The sequence below is a fragment of the Caballeronia sp. ATUFL_F1_KS4A genome, from assembly GCF_023630905.1.
Classification (GTDB): domain Bacteria; phylum Pseudomonadota; class Gammaproteobacteria; order Burkholderiales; family Burkholderiaceae; genus Caballeronia; species Caballeronia zhejiangensis.
Genome location: NZ_JALQEB010000040.1, coordinates 86172 through 104944, shown reverse-complemented (window position 1 = coordinate 104944; position 18773 = coordinate 86172). Strand labels below are relative to the sequence as shown.

Genomic DNA, 18773 nt, shown 5'->3' with positions numbered 1-18773 from the left:
GCGTAACCGGGTCATTCGGTAACAGGGAGCGATCATGGACGATCGAACGCGCATCACGGCCGAAGCCAGATTCGGCGATCTCGCGTCGCCGCTGATCGACGAGGCGATGCAGCACGCTGCCACGCTCGACGGAAACACGGACCCGGAAGTGCTTCACAAGCTGCGTGTTGCGTTGCGCAGGCTGCGCACTTTGTTCTGGGCATACCGGCCTTTGCTGGACGAAGAATTCGATACGCGTCAGCGCGCGCTGTTCAGGTATCTCGCGACATCGGCGGGCAGCGCGCGGGACTGGGACATTCTGATCGAATTGCTGCATGAACTCGATGTCGAAGGATTCGACGAAACGGTGAAGGGGCATCGGGCTAACGTGCTCGCGACGAGCATCGAAAATCTCGCCAACGCGGACATGAAGCATGTGCTGCTGAGCGGATTGAAGGAAGCGAATCATCAGCTCAACACGGGACCGCAACGCGTGCCGGTCGAACGGTTCGCGAAGAAGCGCATCGGCGCGGCGCGCAGTCAGCTGAAGAAGCGCATCAAGCGGGCGTTGCGCGCGAAACAGTCGGACTATGCTGCGTATCACGAAGTGCGCAAGGCGGGAAAGAAGGTGCGTTATCTGATCGAGTTTTTCGAGCCGGATATCCCGGCGAAACTGCGCGCCGAGGTGAAGAGCCTCAAGCGGCTTCAAAAGCGCTTCGGCGCGTTGAACGATGTCGTTGCGAGCCGCGATTTGCTTTCGAATTCACGAGGCGAATTCGCCGACGATGCCAGCGAAAAGCACGCGTTACGTGCGCTGAAGGCGGAGCAGAAACATCGCTTCAAAGCTGCGAGAAAAGCGATTCGTTGATATCGTCGTGATCGCATATCTGCCGAAAGGATGTTGTCATCATGGCGCGCAACGAATACGTTGTCTTCAAGGGCACGGTCAAGCTCGGCGTCCCCTTTCTTCAGGGCTATAAGGGCGATCCGCATTACGTGATCGTCAGCGAGGACGCGAACGGCAAGCCATTCGACATCGTCACCAACGTGAAATCCGATAGCTCGCTGACGGGGCCAGCGGGTTATCTCGTGCTGTATGTCTGGAATCGATACTTCGATCATCCGATGACGGCCGATCTCGACAAGCTGTCGGCGGGTGTGTCGACAGCGAACTTCCCGAAGCTCGATTACGTGCACGATTCGCGACTCGTCGATCTCGACGCGATGCGCCCGATCCCGCTCGACACCAAGGACGAGAAGAACGATATCAATGCGCTTCTCAACGAGATGCTGCAACTGGACATGTCGGCGAACGGCGTCGATTACGTCTATGAAACGCCGAGCTATAGCGACGATCGCCTCGGATGGAAGCCGACGAAAGACGTGACCGTCTATGGCTTTGGCTTCCTGTTCGAGCCGGGGAAGGACGGGCTGCACGAGACACATATGAATCAGGGCAACCCGAAGCCGGGCAAGGGCACGCATGTCAAGGACCACTCGAACGAGAACGGCGTGTTTCAGGACGGCGCGGTCATGATCGAAGTGGACGGCAAGTTTCAGGCGCTGTTCGTCGCGTTCCAGACGCAGCTCGTGCCGACGGACAGCCGTGGCCGCCCGATACCGGGCCAGTCGCATCCCATTCTGCATGGCAAGACGTGATCGATCGCGCGGGAAACGCGCAGGTTGACGTACGCGCGACGAGGGCTTTGAGCCGATTCGCGCGATGACAGGCACAATACGATGAATCCCCATCCGGATTGGCCCGCAGAGGCCGCCGGCCTTCGCTCATTCGTCGTTGTCATGAACCACGCTCATCCTTCGAAGAATTCCCCGCAATTCCTGCTGTTTCTGGTTTGCCTGTTCGCGTCGGCGGGGCAGCTCGCCATCGATATCTACGTGCCCGCGTTGCCCGCGATGGCGCGTTACTTCGCCACGTCGCCCCAGGCGATCCAGTCGAGCGTCTCCGGCTACATGGCGGCGTATGCGATCGGTCAACTGGTCTTCGGCCCCATCGCCGATGCGTACGGGCGCAAAAAAGTGCTGGCGTTCGGGCTCGTCGTCTTCACGCTCGGCTGCTTACTGTCGCTCGCGGCGACGAACCTCGAAACCTTCCTGCTCGCGCGGTGCCTGCAAGGCTTCGGCATCGCGGCGACCAACCTGCTCGCGAAGGCGATCATCACCGATTCGTTCAAGGGCCTGGCGCTGCTGCACGCGTTCACCTACATGTCGATCGCGTGGGGGCTCGCGCCGATCGTCGCGCCCGTGATCGGCGCGCACTTGCAGGAATGGTTCGGCTGGAAGTCGTGCCTCGTCTTTCTGCTCATCTATTCGATCGTGATGTGGACGCTCATATGGCGCTATCGCGAGACCTTGCAGAAGCCGGTGCATCTCGCGCCGCGCACGCTGTTCACGAATGCGGGCAAGGTGTTGTCGAGCCGCGTTTTCCAGAGCTGTTTTCTCGCGCAAGGGCTGTGCTACAGCATCCTGCTCGTATTCAACATCGTCGGCCCCTTCATGGTGCAGAACACGCTGCACAAGCCGCCGACGTACTTCGGCTATCTCGCGCTCGCCATCGGCATGATGTATTTCCTCGGCGGGCTGTCGAACCGCGTGCATGGCGCGCGTCTGCCGAGCGCGGAGCAACGGCTGCGCATCGGCGCGCGCGTGATGGCGGGCGCATCGGTCGTCATGCTGCTGCTCTCGCTGACGGTCGGCCTCACCGTATGGACGTTGTCCGCGCCGGTGCTCGTGATGGGCTTCTGCGCCGGCGCGATGTACCCGACGCTGATGGCAAAGGGCAATTCGCTCTTTCCGCATATCGCGGGCCTTACCGCGGCGATTCTCGGCTGCTCGCTCTTGCTCGTGTCGTCGGTGATGATGGGTCTCGCGGGCTTCGTGTCGGTGCAGATTCTCACGCCCCTCGCGGCGTTCTTCGTGATTCTCGCGTTCACCGTCGTCGCGATGGTGACGTTGCTGCTGCGCCATCTGGAGCAGTCGCAGGCCACGGGCACCGTGCGGGAAGGCGTCGACGCAGCCTGATGCGCCAAAGCGGTGCGGCCTGCAATGCATTGCAGAAAAGCTTGTTTGTCCAAGTCTTTTTGAAGGCTTAGATTCGAGCTGTTCATGCATCGAGGAGGCGAGCCATGCCGCACTTCCTGACTCACTACTGGCAGGCGCTTTCGGGCCCTTCGCAGCGTGCGCGTGAGCGTTCGGCCAACGACGCGCACGCCGCGAGCGAAACCACGCGCGCCGAGCAGCTCGAGCACATTTCCGTCTACGCGCGCGCGGGATATTTCAACATGGGCTATACCGTGGATGCGTTTCAGTTGCCCGCAGAATCGCCGCTGCACTGAAGCGCACGAACGAGACTCACCGCGCGGCGCGCATCGACAGGCCGTTCAGCAGCCGTTGCAACTCGTCGATATTGAAAGGCTTCGCGAGTATGGTAAAGCCGGTGCGGCGCGCCTCGTCGAGCTGATCGGCGTAACCCGTCATCAGCGTGACCGGCTGATTCGGGCGCGTCGACTTGATCCATTCCGCGAGCTTGATGCCGTCGTAACTACCGGGCATCTGGATGTCGGATAGCACGAGATCGAATTCATCGCCGGCTTCGAGCATCTGTCTCGCGGCATCGCCTGACGATGCGTGGCGCGCTTGCCAGCCGAGCACGTCGATCACGGCGCACAGGCCCGCCGCGACTTCCTCGTTGTCTTCGACGATCAGCACGGTGGACGATGGCGCTTCGCGATCGACGGTCTCCACAGGCGGCGCATCCGCAGGCGCATCGACTTCGCCGGTCCAGTGCGGCAGATAGATGTCGACTGTCGTGCCGAAGCCCCATGCAGAATTCACGCGCGCCGTGCCGCCCGCCTGCTCGGACATCGCGAGCACTTGCGCGAGTCCGAGCCCTGTCCCGGCGCCCGCGCCCTTGGTGGTGAAAAGCGGTTCGAACGCTTGTTTTGCGACGTCGGTGCGCATGCCGACGCCGCTGTCCTTGCACGAGATCACGACGTATTCGCCGGCGCCGAGACCTTCATGCGTCGACGTATAACGCACGTTGTTGCACTCGATGCGAAAGTCGCCGCCGTGAGGCATCGCGTCCTTCGCATTCACGGCGATGTTGATGAGCGCCGAGGTCAGCTCCGTCGCATCGACGCGCACGGTCCACGTCGATGGCGGCACGCGCGAGCCGAACGTGACCTTGTCGCCCACCGACGCGCGCACGAGCGGCTCGGAGTCCATCATCCAGCGATCGAGGCGGATGACCTGCATCTGAAGCGGCTGACGTCGCGCGACGCTCAGCAGGCGGCGTGCGAGCGATTGCGCATTCTTCGATGCGCGCTCCACCGCCGCGACTTCCTTTTCGAGGCCGTTGAAGCCCTTGCGCCGTGCCAGTTCCATGTTCGACGTGACGACCATCAGCAGGTTATTGAAGTCGTGCGCGACGCTCGCGACGAGATTGCCGAGCGCGCCCATGCGTTGAAGCCGCCGCGTGGCCGCGACGGCCGAGCGGCGCAGCGCAAGTTCGCCGCGCCAGTTGTGCCATGCCGCTTCTTCCGCTTTGAGGCGTCGCAGCGAGAAGCCGATCAGCACCCACAGCGCGATGCACGGAATCAGTGCGATCGACGCGATCGATACATCGCGCCGCCACCATGCGAGGCGCACGTCATGAATCGAAAAGCCCGCCGCCGCATAGACGGGATAGTCGCCGACACGCCGCCACGCCGCGAGCTTTTCATCGTTGTCGAGCGGCGATATGTAACGCATCAGACCCGTGGGCTTGCCTTGCGCAAATGCGCTCGCCAGCACCGAATGGCGATCGGGCGCATTGGGCGCGGACGCCGGCGGAAAACGCGCGAGCACGGCGCCGTCGTCGCGATGTAGCGCGAGCGTGAGCGCGGGATCGCTCACGATGAGTTCGTGATAGAAATCGAACAGATAGTCGCGCCGCACGGCAATCGCGATTTCGCCGAGAAAGCGGCCGTCTTTCGCATAGCGTGCGCTCAGCGTGTTGACGATGTCCGTGTTCTTCACGCGCCCGCGCTCGGGCATGGAAACATGAAAGCTCGAATGCGTATCGCGCGTCGCGATGAAATCCGCACGATCGCTGACGGACACATCGGGCGCGGGAAAAAAGCGGCTGCTGAGCACGAGCCTGCCGCGACTGTCGAGCACGGAGAGCGCCGCGATCTGTTCATGAGCCGCCGCGAGACGCGCGAGCTTGTCGTGCAGCTCCGACTGGCTGCGCGCGATGAAATCCGCGTCGCCGCTGCCGAGCATCTCGTCGATGCGCGAGATCAGTTCGCGGTTGATGCTGAAAACGGTGTTGGCCTTTTCGTCGACGATACGCACGAGCCGTTCGAGCGACTCGCCGGTTTCGGCGAATGTGCGTCCGTAAGTGTAGTAACCGTACAGGCAGAAAAATGCGAAGGGAATGACGATCGACGCAACGAGTGCAGCGAAGAGCCGTCTGCGCGCCGCGCGAAAGTCGAGCGGTGGCAGAGAGGGCAGGGTCTCTGCGGTGCCCGAAGCGGAGTGTTCTTCAGATTCGTTCATGGCGCGTTGCAAGGCGTGCGCGAGCGCCGAAACGCTCGTTTCGATGGTAGCACGCAGGTCTGTCATCGCCATGCATGAGTGCGCATCGGTCGTCGCGCAATCAGGCTGTGGTATAAGCACCGCATGCGCGCGCCCGCTCGCGGCGCGCAACGAACGTAACAGGAGCATGCAGTGAGAAGGACCGCCGAAAACAAGCTAAAGGTGGTCGCAGTGCGGGTCGATCCACAATTCGAACAACGGCTGCGACTTCTGGCGGAAGTGACGGGGCGCAAGCAATCGTTCTTCCTCCAGCAGATGATCGAGAACGGCATCGGCGCAATGGAAGAAACCTGGCTGCCGCCGGACGTGCTCGAACAAGTGAGGAGCGGTGCGTTGCCGCCGTTGCAGCAGGATCGCGTCTCGACCGCGGACCTCTTCGGCGATCAGGCCGATGAATGATCGATGATGGCGACGCCCCGATCGCGCTTCATCGCGCATGACGCGACATGCGAAGACGATGTGCTCGCGCGCATCGTCTTCGGTGCGGCGAGCGGCGGGCCGTGCATCGAAAGCGGTGTGCCGACGCTGCGCCTCGCGATGTGCGACGACTCTCACGACGGCTTCGCCGAAATCTGGACAGGCAACGGGCTGATCCGCAGCGGACGCTTCAATGATCTCGTCTTCGCGCACGACGACGCGTTTCTCTTTTGCGCGGGCTTCATCGCGTCGTCCGGCCGCTATACCGAAGCCACGCGACAAGCGTATGGCGATGCGTTCGCGCTCGTCGGCGAGCTGGAGTTCCCGAAGATTTTCCGCATGTGGAACTTCATCCCGCACATCAACGGGGCGAATCGGGAAGGGCTCGAGGTGTATCGCGATTTCTGCCGTGGACGCGCCATCGCGTTCGAGGAGGATTACACGGGCGCATCGGGTATGCCGGCGGCGACCGGCATCGGCACGTCGGGCGATGGCGTCGGCTTCTATTTTCTGGCGTGCCGCGCAAATTCGCCGCGGCATATCGAGAACTCGCGACAAACGCCCGCGTATGAATATCCGCAGCGATACGGTCCGAAGTCGCCGAGCTTCGCGCGCGGCACCTTGTTGGACGATACGTTGTACGTCTCGGGCACCGCGAGCATTCTCGGACACGAGACCGTGCACGAAGGCGATCTCGACAAGCAATGGCATGTCGCGATCGGCAATATCGCGCATCTGATCGGCATCGAGAATCTCGAAGCGCAGAACGTGAGCGGCGGCTATACGCTGCGCGACCTCGATCAGATCAAGGTGTATTACCGTCATGCGGCGGACTTGCCGCGCGTGATGAAACTCGCGCAGACCGCGTTTCATGCGGATGCGAACATCCGCTATGTCAAGGCCGATATCTGCCGCGCCGATCTGCTCGTCGAGATCGAGGGCATTGCTTCATATCGTCGTCGATCAGACTGACGCCGATTGCCTGAGCGTCTTCACGAGGAGGCTATACAGGCCGTCCACCGCTTTGGAGCCGCGCGAATCGCGACTGCGATAGACAGCGACTTCCATCGGTTCGAGCGGACCCAGGCCTTCATCGTTGCCCAGAATGCGGAGATGGTCCGGCGCGCTGCATTGCGTCAGCACCGCGACCGCGAGACCGCTTTCGACGGCGGCAATCTGCCCGGCCAGACTCGAACTGTTGTAGACCACCTTGTAGCGGCGGCCTTGCTGCGCGAGCGAATGAATCGCGCTGCGCCGCGCGAGGCTCGCGCTTTCATAGACGGCGATCGGCAACGGATCGCGTCTCCATAATTCGAATTGCGCCGCGCCGACCCAGACCATCGGCTCATGGAACAGCAGCGTGCCGCGCCGGCCGTGATCGCGCGATACGAGCGCGATATCGAGCTCGCTATTCGCGATGCGCGGAATCAGCGATGTCGATTGCTCGCAGATCAACTCGATCTCGACGCCGCTGTGCCGCGGCGCAAAGCGCTTCAGCACGGGTGTCAGATATTTGGCCGCGTAGTCGTCGGGCACGCCGAGGCGCACGCGGCCGGTGAGTTGCTCGCCCTGAAGCGCGACCTGCGCCTCGGCATGCAGATCGAGAATGCGCCGTGCATAGCCGAGCAGCGTTTGCCCGTCGTGAGTCAGTTCGAGCGCGCGCGAGCCGCGTTCGATGAGCCGCAATCCGAGCGCGCTTTCGAGCTTCTTCAATTGCATGCTCACCGCCGATTGCGAACGATGCACTTCGCCCGCCGCGCTCGACAGCGAACCCGCATCGACGACGGCGACGAAGCACTTGAGCCAGTCCATCTGCAAATCGTGTTGTTTCATGGGTCTGATCGGCGATTTCGAAAATCGAATGGATGATCTTCGAATTATGCGCTTTTCGTTCTATCGATCGCGGCACACACTTGGGGCATGAACACGAACGCGTCATCCTCTTCCCGTACAACCGCGCGCAGTGAAGCACGATCTGCGGCAGGCGCGTTGCCCTTTATCGTCGGCTGCGCGCTGCTCGGCACGATCGGTGTTTTCCTGCACGAAGCGAATGCCGATCCGCTGACCGCGACATGGTTTCGCTGCGCTTTCGGGCTTCTGGGCATGAGCGCGTGGCTCATCTCGCGCGGACAGACCCGCTTTCTGCGCCTCACGCGCAGCAACGTTCTTTGGGTGCTCGCGGCGAGCCTGCTGATGGTGTCGAGCTGGGCGCTCTTCTTCAGCGCGGTCGAGCGCATATCGGCGGGCGTCGCCATCGTTCTGTTTCATGTGCAGCCGATGTGGGTGCTGCTATTCGCATCGTTGTGGCTCAAAGAGACGATCGGCGGGCAGCGCGTCATGGCCGTGGCAGTCGCGATGTGCGGACTCGTGCTCGCGACGGGCGTCGCCGGGCACGCGTCGGACGGCTCTCTGCAGCCCGCGTACTGGACGGGCGTGGCCGCATGCCTGGCCGGTTCGCTGTGCATGGCGGGCGTGACGATCATCGCGCGACGGCTGCGCGATCTGCCTGCGGGCGTGCTCGCGTGGTGGCAGTGCGCCATCGGCACGCTGTTGTTATGGATCTGGCCGATGCAGCACGGGTGGCCCGCATGGGGCATGTCGTGGGCGTGGCTCGCGGGCCTCGGGCTGATTCACACGGGCTTTGCGTACACACTGATGTATGTCGGCATGGCGCGGCTCGACACCGCGCGCGTCGCCGTGCTTCAGTTCGTCTATCCGGCGGTGGCCATCGTCATCGACTGGCTGGTTTTCGATCAGCGTTTGAGCGGCGCGCAGATGACGGGCATTGCGTTGATGTCGGTGGCGATAGGCTTTGCGGAGCGCGTCCGCAAGGCGTGACGCAGATGCTTCAATGACGCCCGCGCCCCGCCATTCGCGCGCGGTCGAGCATGAACTCGATGAACGCCAGCGTCGCGCGCGTGTGATGCCGGTTCGGCATGTAGAGCATGTACATGTGCGTGCCGAAGATGCTGAGCCGCCATTCGTCGAGCGCGGTGACGATCGCGCCGCGCCGCATGTCTTCCGACACGACGTAATCCGGCACGATGCCGACGCCGAGACCCGCGAGGATCGCATCGCGCAAAAACAGGAAGTTCTCGGAGATGAGGCTCGGTTCGAGGAGCACTTCGTGACGTTCATCGTCGAGATAGGCGGCGACGCGCGTCTGCTTGCCGACGACCGTCGCGGTGATCACCGGCACGACGCCCAGTTGCTCGAGCCGCGTGGGCATGCCGTGCGTTTCGGCATACGCGGACGATGCACACGCGACGTACCGCACCGGCCCCATGTCGCGCGCAACGAGACTCGGCGGCGGCTCGGGCATCACGCGCACGGCGATATCGACTTCGTCGCGCAACAGGTCTTCGACGCGGTTTTCGAACATCACGTCGAGCACGATATCCGGGTACTCGCGCTTGAACGCGATCAGCCATTCCGACATCACGAGCTGTCCATAACCGCTCGGCACCGATAACCTCACGCGCCCCTGCAATCCTTGCCCGAGCGTCGATACCGATTCCTGCGCCGCGAAAAGCGCGTTGCGGATCGAACGGCCGTGCTCGTAGAGCTTGAGGCCGAGCTCGGTCGGCTCGACGCGTCGCGTGGTTCGCCGCACGAGCTGCAGGCCGACGGACTTTTCGAGCTGATTCAGGTGATAGCTGACATTCGCGCGCGTCATCTTGAGGCGGCGCGCCGCCTCGCTCAGATTACCCGCATCGAGAATTTCGACCAGCAGCGTCAGCTCGTTGACGTCCACGGCATGGCTCGATTGTCAAAAGAGATTTGACAGTCTGTCAATCGAGCCTGTGATTGTCAAGGATGGCTGTCCCCGCGAGAATGCTTCCACGTAAAACAGGAACATCGACTCAGGAGACTTCATCCATGACGCTTTCGAGCGCGCCCGAAACCGTATCCGCCGTTCAACACGAATTGCGCGGCAGCGTCCTTGTCGTGACGATCGATCATGCGCCCGTCAACGCACTCAACGCTGCCGTGCGGCGCGGTCTCATCGATGCAATCGAAGCCGCCGATGCAGATGCCTCCGTGCGCGCGGTGCTGATCGTCGGCGCGGTCCGGAACTTCATCGCGGGCGCGGACATTCGCGAGTTCGGCAAGCCCGCCGTGCCGCCGTCGTTGCCGGAGGTGTGCAACCGCATCGAGCGTTGCGAGAAGCCCGTCGTCGCGGCGATACACGGCGCGGCGCTTGGCGGCGGACTCGAAGTCGCGCTGGCGTCGCATTACCGGATCGCGGTCGCCGGCGCGAAGCTCGGCCTGCCCGAAGTGCAACTGGGACTCTTGCCGGGCGCGGGCGGCACGCAGCGCTCGGCGCGTCTGATCGGCGCACAGGCCGCGTTGTCGATGATGTTGAGTGGCCGTCACATCGGCGCGGAGGAAGCGCTGCGTCTGGGTCTCGTCGACCGCGTCGGCCAGAGCGACGACGTGTTCGCCGAAGGCCTTGCTTTCGCGCACGAACTCATCGCGACGAAGGCCGCGCCGCGCCGCACGAAGAACGCGCGCGGACTCGCGGACAAGGAAGCGAGCGTGGCAGCGATCGCCGCCGCGCGCGCCGAGACGCGGAAGAAGTCGCGCGGATTGCTGTCGCCGCTGAAGATCGTCGATTGCGTGGAAGCGGCGTTGAATCTGCCCTTCGACGAAGGCTTGCGCTTCGAACGCGAGCAATTCCTCGAATGCCGCGAGAGCCCGCAACGCGCGGGTCTCGTGCATGCGTTCTTCGTCGAACGCGAAACGCAGAAGTCGCCCGAAACGCGCGACGCACAGCCGCGCGCGCTCGATCGCATCGGTGTGATCGGCGGCGGCACGATGGGTGCGGGCATCGCCGTCGCGCTGCTCGACGCGGGTCTCGCGGTGACGATGATCGAGCGCGACGAAGCCTCGCTCGAACGCGGAAGCGCGCATGTCGAGAAGGTGTACGACGCGCTGATCGCGAAGGGCCGCCTGACGCACGAATCGAAAACGCGCGCGCTGCAACGCTTTCATGGCGACACGAAATACGACGCGCTCGCCGATGCCGATCTCGTCATCGAAGCCGTGTTCGAGGACATGGCCGCGAAGAAGGCCGTGTTCGCGCAACTCGATCGCGTGTGCAAGCCGGGCGCGGTGCTCGCGACGAACACGTCGTATCTCGACATCGACGAGATCGCGGCGAGCATCTCGCGTCCGCAGGACGTGCTCGGGCTGCACTTCTTTTCGCCCGCGAACATCATGAAGCTGCTCGAAGTGGTCGTGCCCGCGCGCGTGAGCGCCGATGTCGTTGCGACCGGTTTCGAACTCGCGAAGAAGCTGAAGAAGGTGGCGGTGCGTGCGGGCGTGTGCGATGGATTCATCGGCAATCGCATGCTCGCGGTGTATCGCGCGGCGGCGGATCATCTGATGGAAGACGGCGCGTCGCCGTATCAGATCGATCGGGCCGTGCGCGACTTCGGCTTTCCGATGGGACCGTATCAGGTCATCGATCTGGCTGGCGGCGATATCGGCTGGGCCGCGAGAAAGCGCCGCGCCGCGACGCGCGATTCGAACGCGCGTTACGTGCGTATCGGCGATGAACTGTGCGAGCGCGGCTGGTTCGGCCAGAAAACGGGACGCGGTTTCTATCGTTACGAAGACGGTGCGCGCACGGGCACGCCGGATGCGGAAGTCGAGTCGATCATCGATGCCGAGCGCGAGCGTGCGGGCGTCAAGCCGCGACCATTCACCGATGAGCAGATCGTGCGCCGCTACCTGGCCGCGATGATCAACGAGGGCGCGAATATCGTGCACGAAGGCATTGCGCAACGTCCGCTCGATGTCGATGCCACGTTGATGCACGGCTTCGGTTTCCCGCGCTATCGCGGTGGCCCGATGCATTATGCCGATACCGTGGGTCTCGACAACGTGCTCGCAGATATCCGCGCATTCGCGCAGGAAGATCCGCTCTTCTGGCGCGCGTCGCCGTTGATCGTCGATCTCGTGGCGCGCGGGAGGAATTTCGCGAGCCTGAATCAGACGGCCTGACGCGTGGCCTTTCAATCACTCATGGAATCGCAGTCATGGACCTGACATTCAACGCAGACGAAGAAGCCTTTCGCGCCGAAGTCCTAGCGTTTCTGCGCACATCGCTGCCAGAGCATGTTGCGCAGAAGGCGCGCACGGGCGAGCGCCTGACGCGCGACGACATGGCGCAATGGCACGCCACGCTCAACGCAAAGGGCTGGCTCGCGAATCACTGGCCGAAGGAGTATGGCGGCCCGGGCTGGACCGCGGTGCAGAAGTTCATCTTCGAGAACGAATGTGCGATTGCGGGCGCGCCGCGCATCGTGCCTTTCGGTGTGAACATGCTCGGGCCGGTGCTCATCAAATACGGGAGCGAGGCGCAGAAGCGTCACTGGCTGCCGCGTATTCTCGATGGCTCGGACTGGTGGTGTCAGGGCTATTCGGAGCCGGGCGCGGGTTCCGATCTCGCATCGGTGCGTACGACAGCCGTTCGCACGATGGAGAACGGCAGCGAGTATTACATCGTCAACGGACAAAAGACGTGGACCACGCTCGCGCACTTCGCGAACATGATCTTCTGTCTCGTACGGACGTCGCAGGATGCGCGCAAGCAGGAAGGCATCAGCTTTCTGCTCATCGACATGAATACGCCGGGCGTCGACGTGCGTCCGATCATCACGCTCGACGGCGAGCACGAAGTCAACGAAGTGTTCTTCACGGACGTGCGCGTGCCCGTTGCGAATCTCGTCGGAGAGGAGAACAAGGGCTGGACGTATGCGAAGTATCTGCTGACCTACGAGCGCACGAACATCGCGGGCGTGGGCTTTTCAGTGGCCGCGCTGAGCCGGCTGAAGGCTGTTGCGGGCAAGGTGCAATGCAACGGCCGCGCGCTCATCGACGATCCTTTGTTCGCCGCGCGTCTCGCGCGTGTCGAGATCGATCTGGAGAACATGAAGACGACGAACCTGCGCGTGATCGCGGCGGTCGCGGGCGGCGGCGCGCCAGGCGCGGAAAGCTCGATGCTGAAGATTCGCGGCACGGAGATTCGCCAGGAAATCTCTTCGCTGATGCGTCGCGCGATGGGTCCGTACGCGCAGCCGTTGATAGACGAAGCATTCGAAGATGACAAGGATGCCGAAACATTGGATGCGGCGTCGGAGTACTTCAACAATCGCAAGCTGTCGATCTTCGGCGGCTCAAACGAAATACAGAAGAACATCATCTCGAAGATGATCCTCGGTCTTTAAAGGACGCGCACGATGAATTTCCAGCACACGGAAGACCGGCGGATGCTCGCGGATTCGCTGAACCGCTTCATCGCCGAGCAATATGGCTTCGATGTGCGCGACAGGATCGCGCGTTCGCAAGAGGGCTTCAGCCGCGATATGTGGCGACGGTTTTGCGAACTTGGCATCGTCGGCGCGTTCTTCGATGAATCGATCGGCGGCTTCGGTGGCGACGGGTTCGATGTGTCCGTCGTGTTCGAAGCGCTCGGTCGCGGGCTCGTCGTCGAACCGTTTCTCGATACGTTGATCGTCGGGCGCGCACTTGCTTTCGCGGGCGATGAGCGGCAGCGCGAGATCGTTGCGAGCATGATCGACGGGACGGCGATCGCAGCATTCGCGCATGACGAACCCGGCTCGCACTACGAGCTTGCACGCGTGAACACGCGCGCGACCCGGCATGGCGATGGATGGATGCTCAACGGCGCGAAGGGCGTCGTGCAGCAGGGCGAACATGCGGACGTGCTGCTCGTGTCGGCGCGCACGTCGGGCAACGAGTACGACGAAGCGGGCATTTCGCTCTTTATCGTGCCGCGCGATGTGCAGGGCGTGAAGATGCGCGGCTATCGCAAGATCGATGGCGGACGCGTGGCGGAAGTATCGCTCGAAAACGTGACGCTCGATGCCAATGCGCTCGTCGGCAATGAAGGCGATGCCTACGCGACGCTCGCGCATGCGATCGGATATGGTCTCGTCGCGCTCGTGTCGGAAGCGGTCGGCGCGATGGATGTCGCGAAGGAGCACACGCTCGAATATTTGCGCACGCGTAAGCAGTTCGGCGTGCCGATCGGCGCGTTTCAGGCGTTGCAGCATCGCATGGCCGATGTGCTGCTCGAGATCGAGCAGGCGCGTTCCGCTGCGATCAATGCGGCGGCGGCGGTCGGCGCATCGGGTGTTGCGCGCGAGCGAGCGTTGTCGGCGGCGAAGCATTCGGTCGGGCGCATCGGCACGCTCGTCGCGGAAGAGTCCATTCAGATGCATGGCGGCATCGGCATGACGTGGGAGCTGCCGCTTGCTCATTACGCGAAGCGGCTCGTGATGATCGATCATCAATTGGGCGATGAGGATCATCATCTCGCGCGGTATATCGCGCTGGGGCGGGGGGCGCTTCGCTGAAGCTTCACTACTTCAAGCCGGGATCATACAAATAGGAGACAATGACGCCCTAGCTCGCAACCCAAGGACCATGTAGAGCAACAGATAAACTCGCGAGCCAGGTTCCCGGACCTCCAGATAGTGGCAACCGAAAATATCTACAACCCGAGTCTCAACGCACCCGCCCCGGCACGCGCGCGAAGCTCGACGCCGAACGTCATCGTGCTGTGCGGCACGCTCATCGCGCTTCTGATGGTGGCGCTTTGCGCGCTGGTCCTGTATCAGGGCCGGGTCGATGCGCTCGATCGCGCGCGCGACACGTCCCGCAATCTCGCGTTGCTCGCCGAGCGCGACATCGAGCGCAATTTCGAACTCTACGAACTGTCGCTGCAAGCGGTCGTCGAAGGCGTCGAACGCGACGACGTAATGAGCCTTCCGCCCCGCCTGCGCAACGACGTGCTGTTCGACCGGGCGGCCACAGCGCGCGATCTCGGGTCGATCCTCGTGCTCGACGAGAACGGCAAGATCATCATCGATTCGGGCAGCCTCGTGCCCCGGCCGGGCGATTTCGCGGATCGCGGCTATTTCACGGTCCAACGCGACCGGCCAGACGCCGGGCTTTACATCAGCGGCCCGTATGCGTCGCGATTGCGCGGCGGCGCGCCCAGCATCGCGTTGAGCCGCAGACTCTCGCGTCCCGACGGGTCCTTCGCGGGCGTCGCGATGCTCGCCATCAACCTCGAATACTTCCGCAATCTTTTCGCGGGGCTTTCGCTCGGGCCGCACGGCGCGGTGTCGCTCATCAATCACGACGGCCTGATGATCATGCGTCAGCCGTTCGATCCGCGCGTGATCGGCCGCGACATCAGCCAGGCCGATACCTTCAAGAAATTTCGGGCGGCGGAGCAGGGCAGCTTCAGCGAAACATCGTCGATCGACGGGAGGCGCCGCCTCTACTACTTCCGCAACTTCCCGAATCTGCCGCTCATCATCATGGTGGCCGAAGGAGAAGAGGACATCTACGCGGCATGGCGGCGGCGCGCGATCATCATCGGCTCGTCGATGGGCGTGCTCGCTATCGGCTTCATCGCGTTGTCGTTCGTGCTCGCCGCGCAATTCAGGCGGCGCATGCGCGCGGAGTCGGAACTGCAACTGCTCGCGCGCACCGATGGACTCACCGGGCTGCACAATCGCCGCACGCTGGGCGAGATTCTCGATCAGGAATGGCGCAGGGCGCGCCGCACGCGCAGTCTCTTTTCGCTGCTGTTCGTCGATATCGACCGCTTCAAGGCCTTCAACGATGCCTACGGCCATCAGGCCGGCGACGACGCGCTCGCGGCCGTCGCACGCTGCATCGGCGACAACATACGGCGGCCCGTCGATACCGCCGCGCGCTACGGCGGCGAGGAGTTCGTCGTCGTATTGCCCGACACGCCCGCCGACGGCGCCGCGAAAATCGCCGAGAAGATTCGCGCGGCCATCAGCGATCTGTCGATCGAGCACGCGGGCAGCGAGTTCGGCCGCGTCACGGCGAGCATCGGTCTCGCGAGCTGGCGGCCGGAACGCGACGACGACGTAAGCGCGCTCATTCGCGCGGCCGACGAGGCGCTCTACGATGCGAAAGCGCGCGGGCGCAACCGCATCATGCAGGCAAGTTTCGTCTGAGACGGTGGACGAAAGTTCGTCGCGCAACGGCCGGGCATGTGCGTGCACGCAAAATGCTTGTTTTGCCGTAAGCTCTCGACGCCGCGCGGGCCGCCCGCCCACGACGCGACCGACCCGAACCCTTCCGATGACCCAAACGCCCGATCCCGAAGCCCGCCGCCTCGCCACGCTGGCGCGCTACCACACGCTCTTCAACGCGATCGATGACGGCTTTTGCATCATCGAATTCATCGATGGCCCGCACGGACCGCTCAGCGATTATCTGCACGTCGAAGCCAATCCGGGATACGAGCGGCACTCGGGCATTCGCGACATCGTCGGCAAGACCTTGCGCGAGATCGATCCGACCGATGCCGACGGCTGGGTCGAAATCTACGGCGACGTTCTGCGCACCGGCGCGACCGCGCGTTTCGAGCGCTACTTTCTGTCGGCGGGGCGGCATATCGAGGTGTCGGCGTCGCGCGTCGAACCGCCCAGCCTGCGGCAAGTGTCGATCCTCTTTCGCGACATCTCCGCGCGCAAGAAAGCGGAGGAAGAACGCGATCGCGCGATCGCGTCGCTGCGCGCGTTCAACGAAACGCTGGAGCAGCGCGTCGCCGAGCGCACGGCGGAATTGATGCGCGCGGAAGAACAACTCCGTCAGGCGCAGAAGATGGAAGCGGTCGGTCAGTTGACGGGCGGCCTCGCGCACGACTTCAACAATCTGCTGGCGGGCGTGTCGGGCTCGCTGCAGTTGCTCGGCATTCGGCTGAGCCAAGGACGGATCGCGGAGGTCGACAAATACGTCGTCGCGGCGCAAGGCGCGGTGCGGCGCGCGGCGGCGCTGACGCATCGGCTGCTGGCGTTTTCGCGGCGGCAAACGCTCGATCCGCGTCCCACGGACGTCAACGCGCTCGTCAACGGCATGACCGAACTGATCCAGCGCACGGTCGGCCCGGGCATCAAGGTGGAGTCTGTCGGCGCGACGGGCCTGTGGCCCGCGCTCGTCGATTCGGGACGACTGGAAAACGCGCTGCTCAACCTGTGCATCAATGCACGAGACGCGATGCCCGATGGCGGGCGCATCACCATCGAAACGGCCAACAAGTGGATCGACCACCGCGCGGCCCAAAGCCACGACATGCCCGAAGGCCAGTTCCTGTCGCTGTGCGTGACGGATACCGGCACCGGCATGACGCCCGATGTCATCGCGAATGCGTTCGATCCGTTCTTCACGACCAAGCCGATCGGCATGGGCACGGGCCTCGGTCTATCGATGATCTACGGCTTCGCGAAGCAATCGGGCGGCCAGGTTCGGATCTATTCCGAAGTCGGGCAGGGCACGACGGTCTGCATCTATCTGCCGCGCTTCTATGGCGGTGTCGATGACGATGCCGCCGATCAATCCGCATCGCCGATCTCCGGCGCGGAGTCGGGCGAAACCGTGCTCGTCGTCGACGATGAACCGAGCGTTCGCATGCTTATCGTCGATGTGCTGGAAGAGGCCGGCTACGCGGTGATCGAAGCCGCCGACAGCATCGCGGGCCTCAAGCTGTTGCAGTCGAATGTGCGGATCGATCTGCTCATCAGCGATGTCGGCTTGCCCGGCGGCATGAACGGACGCCAGATGGCCGATGCGGCGCGCGAGGCGCGTCCCGATCTGAAAGTGCTCTTCATCACCGGCTATGCGGAGAATTCGGTGATCGGCAATGGACGCCTGGAGCCCGGCATGCAAGTGCTGACCAAGCCGTTCGCGATCGAAACGCTGGCCGCGCGCGTGCGCCAGCTCGTCGACGAGTAAGGACGCCCGCGCGCTACTGCGCCTCGCCGCCCGCCATCGACTCGATGATGCTCTCGAGTTGCGCGCTCATCGGCATGTCGAGGCTTTTTCCCGACGGCAGACGTTGCAGGAACCAGCGCTTGTATTGACGCTCGATTTCGCCATCGGCGGCGAGGTTCTGGAACGTATCCTTCACGACTTGTGCAAGCTGGGGATCGTCCCTGCGATACATGATGCCGTACGGGTCATACGACAGATAATCGCCGATCACCTGATACGCGCCGCCCTTCGCCGCGTTCTCCGCGATGAGGCCGTAGAGCAGCACGTCGTCGGTGGCGAAGGCATCGGCCTCGCCGTTCGCAACGCGCGCGAAGCCTTCCGCGTGATCCGGCACGATCTGCAACTGCAGGCCGAGCGCGAACTTCCGGTCGAGATCGCGCAGCGCCTTCTCGTTCGTCGTGCCCGCCGTCACCGCGACCTTCTTGCCCGCGAGATCGCGAAACGAGCGGATCGGCGACCCTTTCCTGACCATCACCTTGGTGCCGGCCACGAAGAAGATCGGCGAAAAGGCCACGCGTTTCTGCCGCTCGACGTTGCTCGTGGTCGAGCCGCATTCGAGATCGACACGGCCATCGACGACCGCTTCGATGCGATTCTCCGGCGTCACGGGCACCCACCGGATGTTCAGGTTCTTGTGCACCGCATTGCCGATCGCGGCGACGATCGACTTGCAGAGTTCGATCGAATAGCCGATCGGCTCCTTGCGCGCGTTCAGATACGAGAACGGCACCGAGGCATCGCGATAGCCGATCGCGATCGTGCCCGTGTCGCGCGCCTTGGCGAGCGTGCCGGTCAGCGTCGCGGGCGCGTAGGCGTCGTTGTCGGGCGGCGGTGTCTGCACGTCGTCGGCCGCGCGCGCGTTCGGAGCGATCGCGATCAGGCTGGCCGCAGCCAGCGCCGACCAGAAGCGCTGCGTCTTCATGGCTCGCCTC

At 63.4% G+C, this 18773-nt stretch carries 16 protein-coding genes; 12 read left to right on the top strand and 4 right to left on the bottom strand.

What is annotated here, in order from left to right; genetic code table 11:
• The first annotated feature begins 34 nt into the window (after nucleotides 1-34).
• The 4 genes from NCS03_RS27960 (at nucleotide 35) to NCS03_RS27945 (ending at nucleotide 3332) form a co-directional block, all read left to right on the top strand.
• Nucleotides 35-847 (top strand): CHAD domain-containing protein, encoded by an 813-nt coding sequence (locus tag NCS03_RS27960; protein WP_250530249.1) that lies wholly within the window; start codon nucleotides 35-37, stop codon nucleotides 845-847.
• 41 nt (nucleotides 848-888) lie between these two features.
• Entirely contained in the window at nucleotides 889-1638 is a 750-nt protein-coding gene (locus NCS03_RS27955; protein ID WP_034470221.1) for a DUF2278 family protein, read from the top strand.
• Between the two features lie 141 nt (nucleotides 1639-1779).
• Nucleotides 1780-3018, top strand: a complete 1239-nt coding sequence (locus tag NCS03_RS27950; RefSeq protein WP_175981403.1) for a multidrug effflux MFS transporter — start codon at nucleotides 1780-1782, stop codon at nucleotides 3016-3018.
• A 104-nt stretch (nucleotides 3019-3122) separates the two neighbouring features.
• On the top strand, nucleotides 3123-3332 hold the full coding sequence (locus tag NCS03_RS27945; protein WP_250530248.1) for a hypothetical protein: 210 nt from the start codon (nucleotides 3123-3125) through the stop codon (nucleotides 3330-3332).
• Between the two features lie 16 nt (nucleotides 3333-3348).
• Here NCS03_RS27945 and NCS03_RS27940 read toward each other — a convergent pair whose 3' ends face one another.
• The gene (locus NCS03_RS27940; RefSeq protein WP_250530247.1) at nucleotides 3349-5535 is read right to left on the bottom strand and encodes a hybrid sensor histidine kinase/response regulator family protein; all 2187 of its coding nucleotides are present in this window, start codon (nucleotides 5533-5535) and stop codon (nucleotides 3349-3351) included.
• 171 nt (nucleotides 5536-5706) lie between these two features.
• Between NCS03_RS27940 and NCS03_RS27935 the strand changes: the two genes are divergently transcribed.
• Nucleotides 5707-5973 carry a YlcI/YnfO family protein gene (locus tag NCS03_RS27935; RefSeq protein WP_033536447.1) on the top strand — a complete coding sequence of 89 codons (267 nt, stop codon included), beginning with the start codon at nucleotides 5707-5709 and terminating at the stop codon, nucleotides 5971-5973.
• A 6-nt stretch (nucleotides 5974-5979) separates the two neighbouring features.
• Nucleotides 5980-6963, top strand: coding sequence for an FkbO/Hyg5 family chorismatase (locus tag NCS03_RS27930; RefSeq protein ID WP_250530246.1), 984 nt, complete (start codon nucleotides 5980-5982; stop codon nucleotides 6961-6963).
• On the opposite strand, the gene NCS03_RS27925 is transcribed toward NCS03_RS27930, so the two are convergent.
• Complete coding sequence (locus NCS03_RS27925) at nucleotides 6955-7824, bottom strand: LysR family transcriptional regulator (protein ID WP_008347029.1); 870 nt, start codon at nucleotides 7822-7824, stop codon at nucleotides 6955-6957. The genes NCS03_RS27930 and NCS03_RS27925 overlap by 9 nt on opposite strands.
• A gap of 156 nt (nucleotides 7825-7980) precedes the next feature.
• Between NCS03_RS27925 and NCS03_RS27920 the strand changes: the two genes are divergently transcribed.
• Complete coding sequence (locus NCS03_RS27920; protein WP_250479283.1) at nucleotides 7981-8829, top strand: DMT family transporter; 849 nt, start codon at nucleotides 7981-7983, stop codon at nucleotides 8827-8829.
• 10 nt (nucleotides 8830-8839) lie between these two features.
• Here the strand turns inward: NCS03_RS27920 and NCS03_RS27915 are convergent, their stop codons facing one another.
• Nucleotides 8840-9745 carry a LysR family transcriptional regulator gene (locus tag NCS03_RS27915; protein ID WP_175981409.1) on the bottom strand — a complete coding sequence of 302 codons (906 nt, stop codon included), beginning with the start codon at nucleotides 9743-9745 and terminating at the stop codon, nucleotides 8840-8842.
• Between the two features lie 125 nt (nucleotides 9746-9870).
• Between NCS03_RS27915 and NCS03_RS27910 the strand changes: the two genes are divergently transcribed.
• From NCS03_RS27910 to NCS03_RS27890, 5 genes are all read left to right on the top strand, one after another.
• Nucleotides 9871-12000 (top strand): 3-hydroxyacyl-CoA dehydrogenase NAD-binding domain-containing protein, encoded by a 2130-nt coding sequence (locus NCS03_RS27910; RefSeq protein WP_250530245.1) that lies wholly within the window; start codon nucleotides 9871-9873, stop codon nucleotides 11998-12000.
• Between the two features lie 35 nt (nucleotides 12001-12035).
• Entirely contained in the window at nucleotides 12036-13226 is a 1191-nt protein-coding gene (locus NCS03_RS27905) for an acyl-CoA dehydrogenase family protein (protein ID WP_250458269.1), read from the top strand.
• 12 nt (nucleotides 13227-13238) lie between these two features.
• The gene (locus tag NCS03_RS27900) at nucleotides 13239-14378 is read left to right on the top strand and encodes an acyl-CoA dehydrogenase family protein (protein ID WP_250530244.1); all 1140 of its coding nucleotides are present in this window, start codon (nucleotides 13239-13241) and stop codon (nucleotides 14376-14378) included.
• Between the two features lie 120 nt (nucleotides 14379-14498).
• Nucleotides 14499-16022, top strand: a complete 1524-nt coding sequence (locus tag NCS03_RS27895) for a sensor domain-containing diguanylate cyclase (RefSeq protein WP_051996395.1) — start codon at nucleotides 14499-14501, stop codon at nucleotides 16020-16022.
• A gap of 127 nt (nucleotides 16023-16149) precedes the next feature.
• Entirely contained in the window at nucleotides 16150-17802 is a 1653-nt protein-coding gene (locus NCS03_RS27890; protein ID WP_250530243.1) for an ATP-binding protein, read from the top strand.
• 13 nt (nucleotides 17803-17815) lie between these two features.
• Here the strand turns inward: NCS03_RS27890 and NCS03_RS27885 are convergent, their stop codons facing one another.
• Entirely contained in the window at nucleotides 17816-18763 is a 948-nt protein-coding gene (locus NCS03_RS27885; protein ID WP_008347016.1) for an amino acid ABC transporter substrate-binding protein, read from the bottom strand.
• Between the last annotated feature and the right edge of the window lie 10 nt (nucleotides 18764-18773).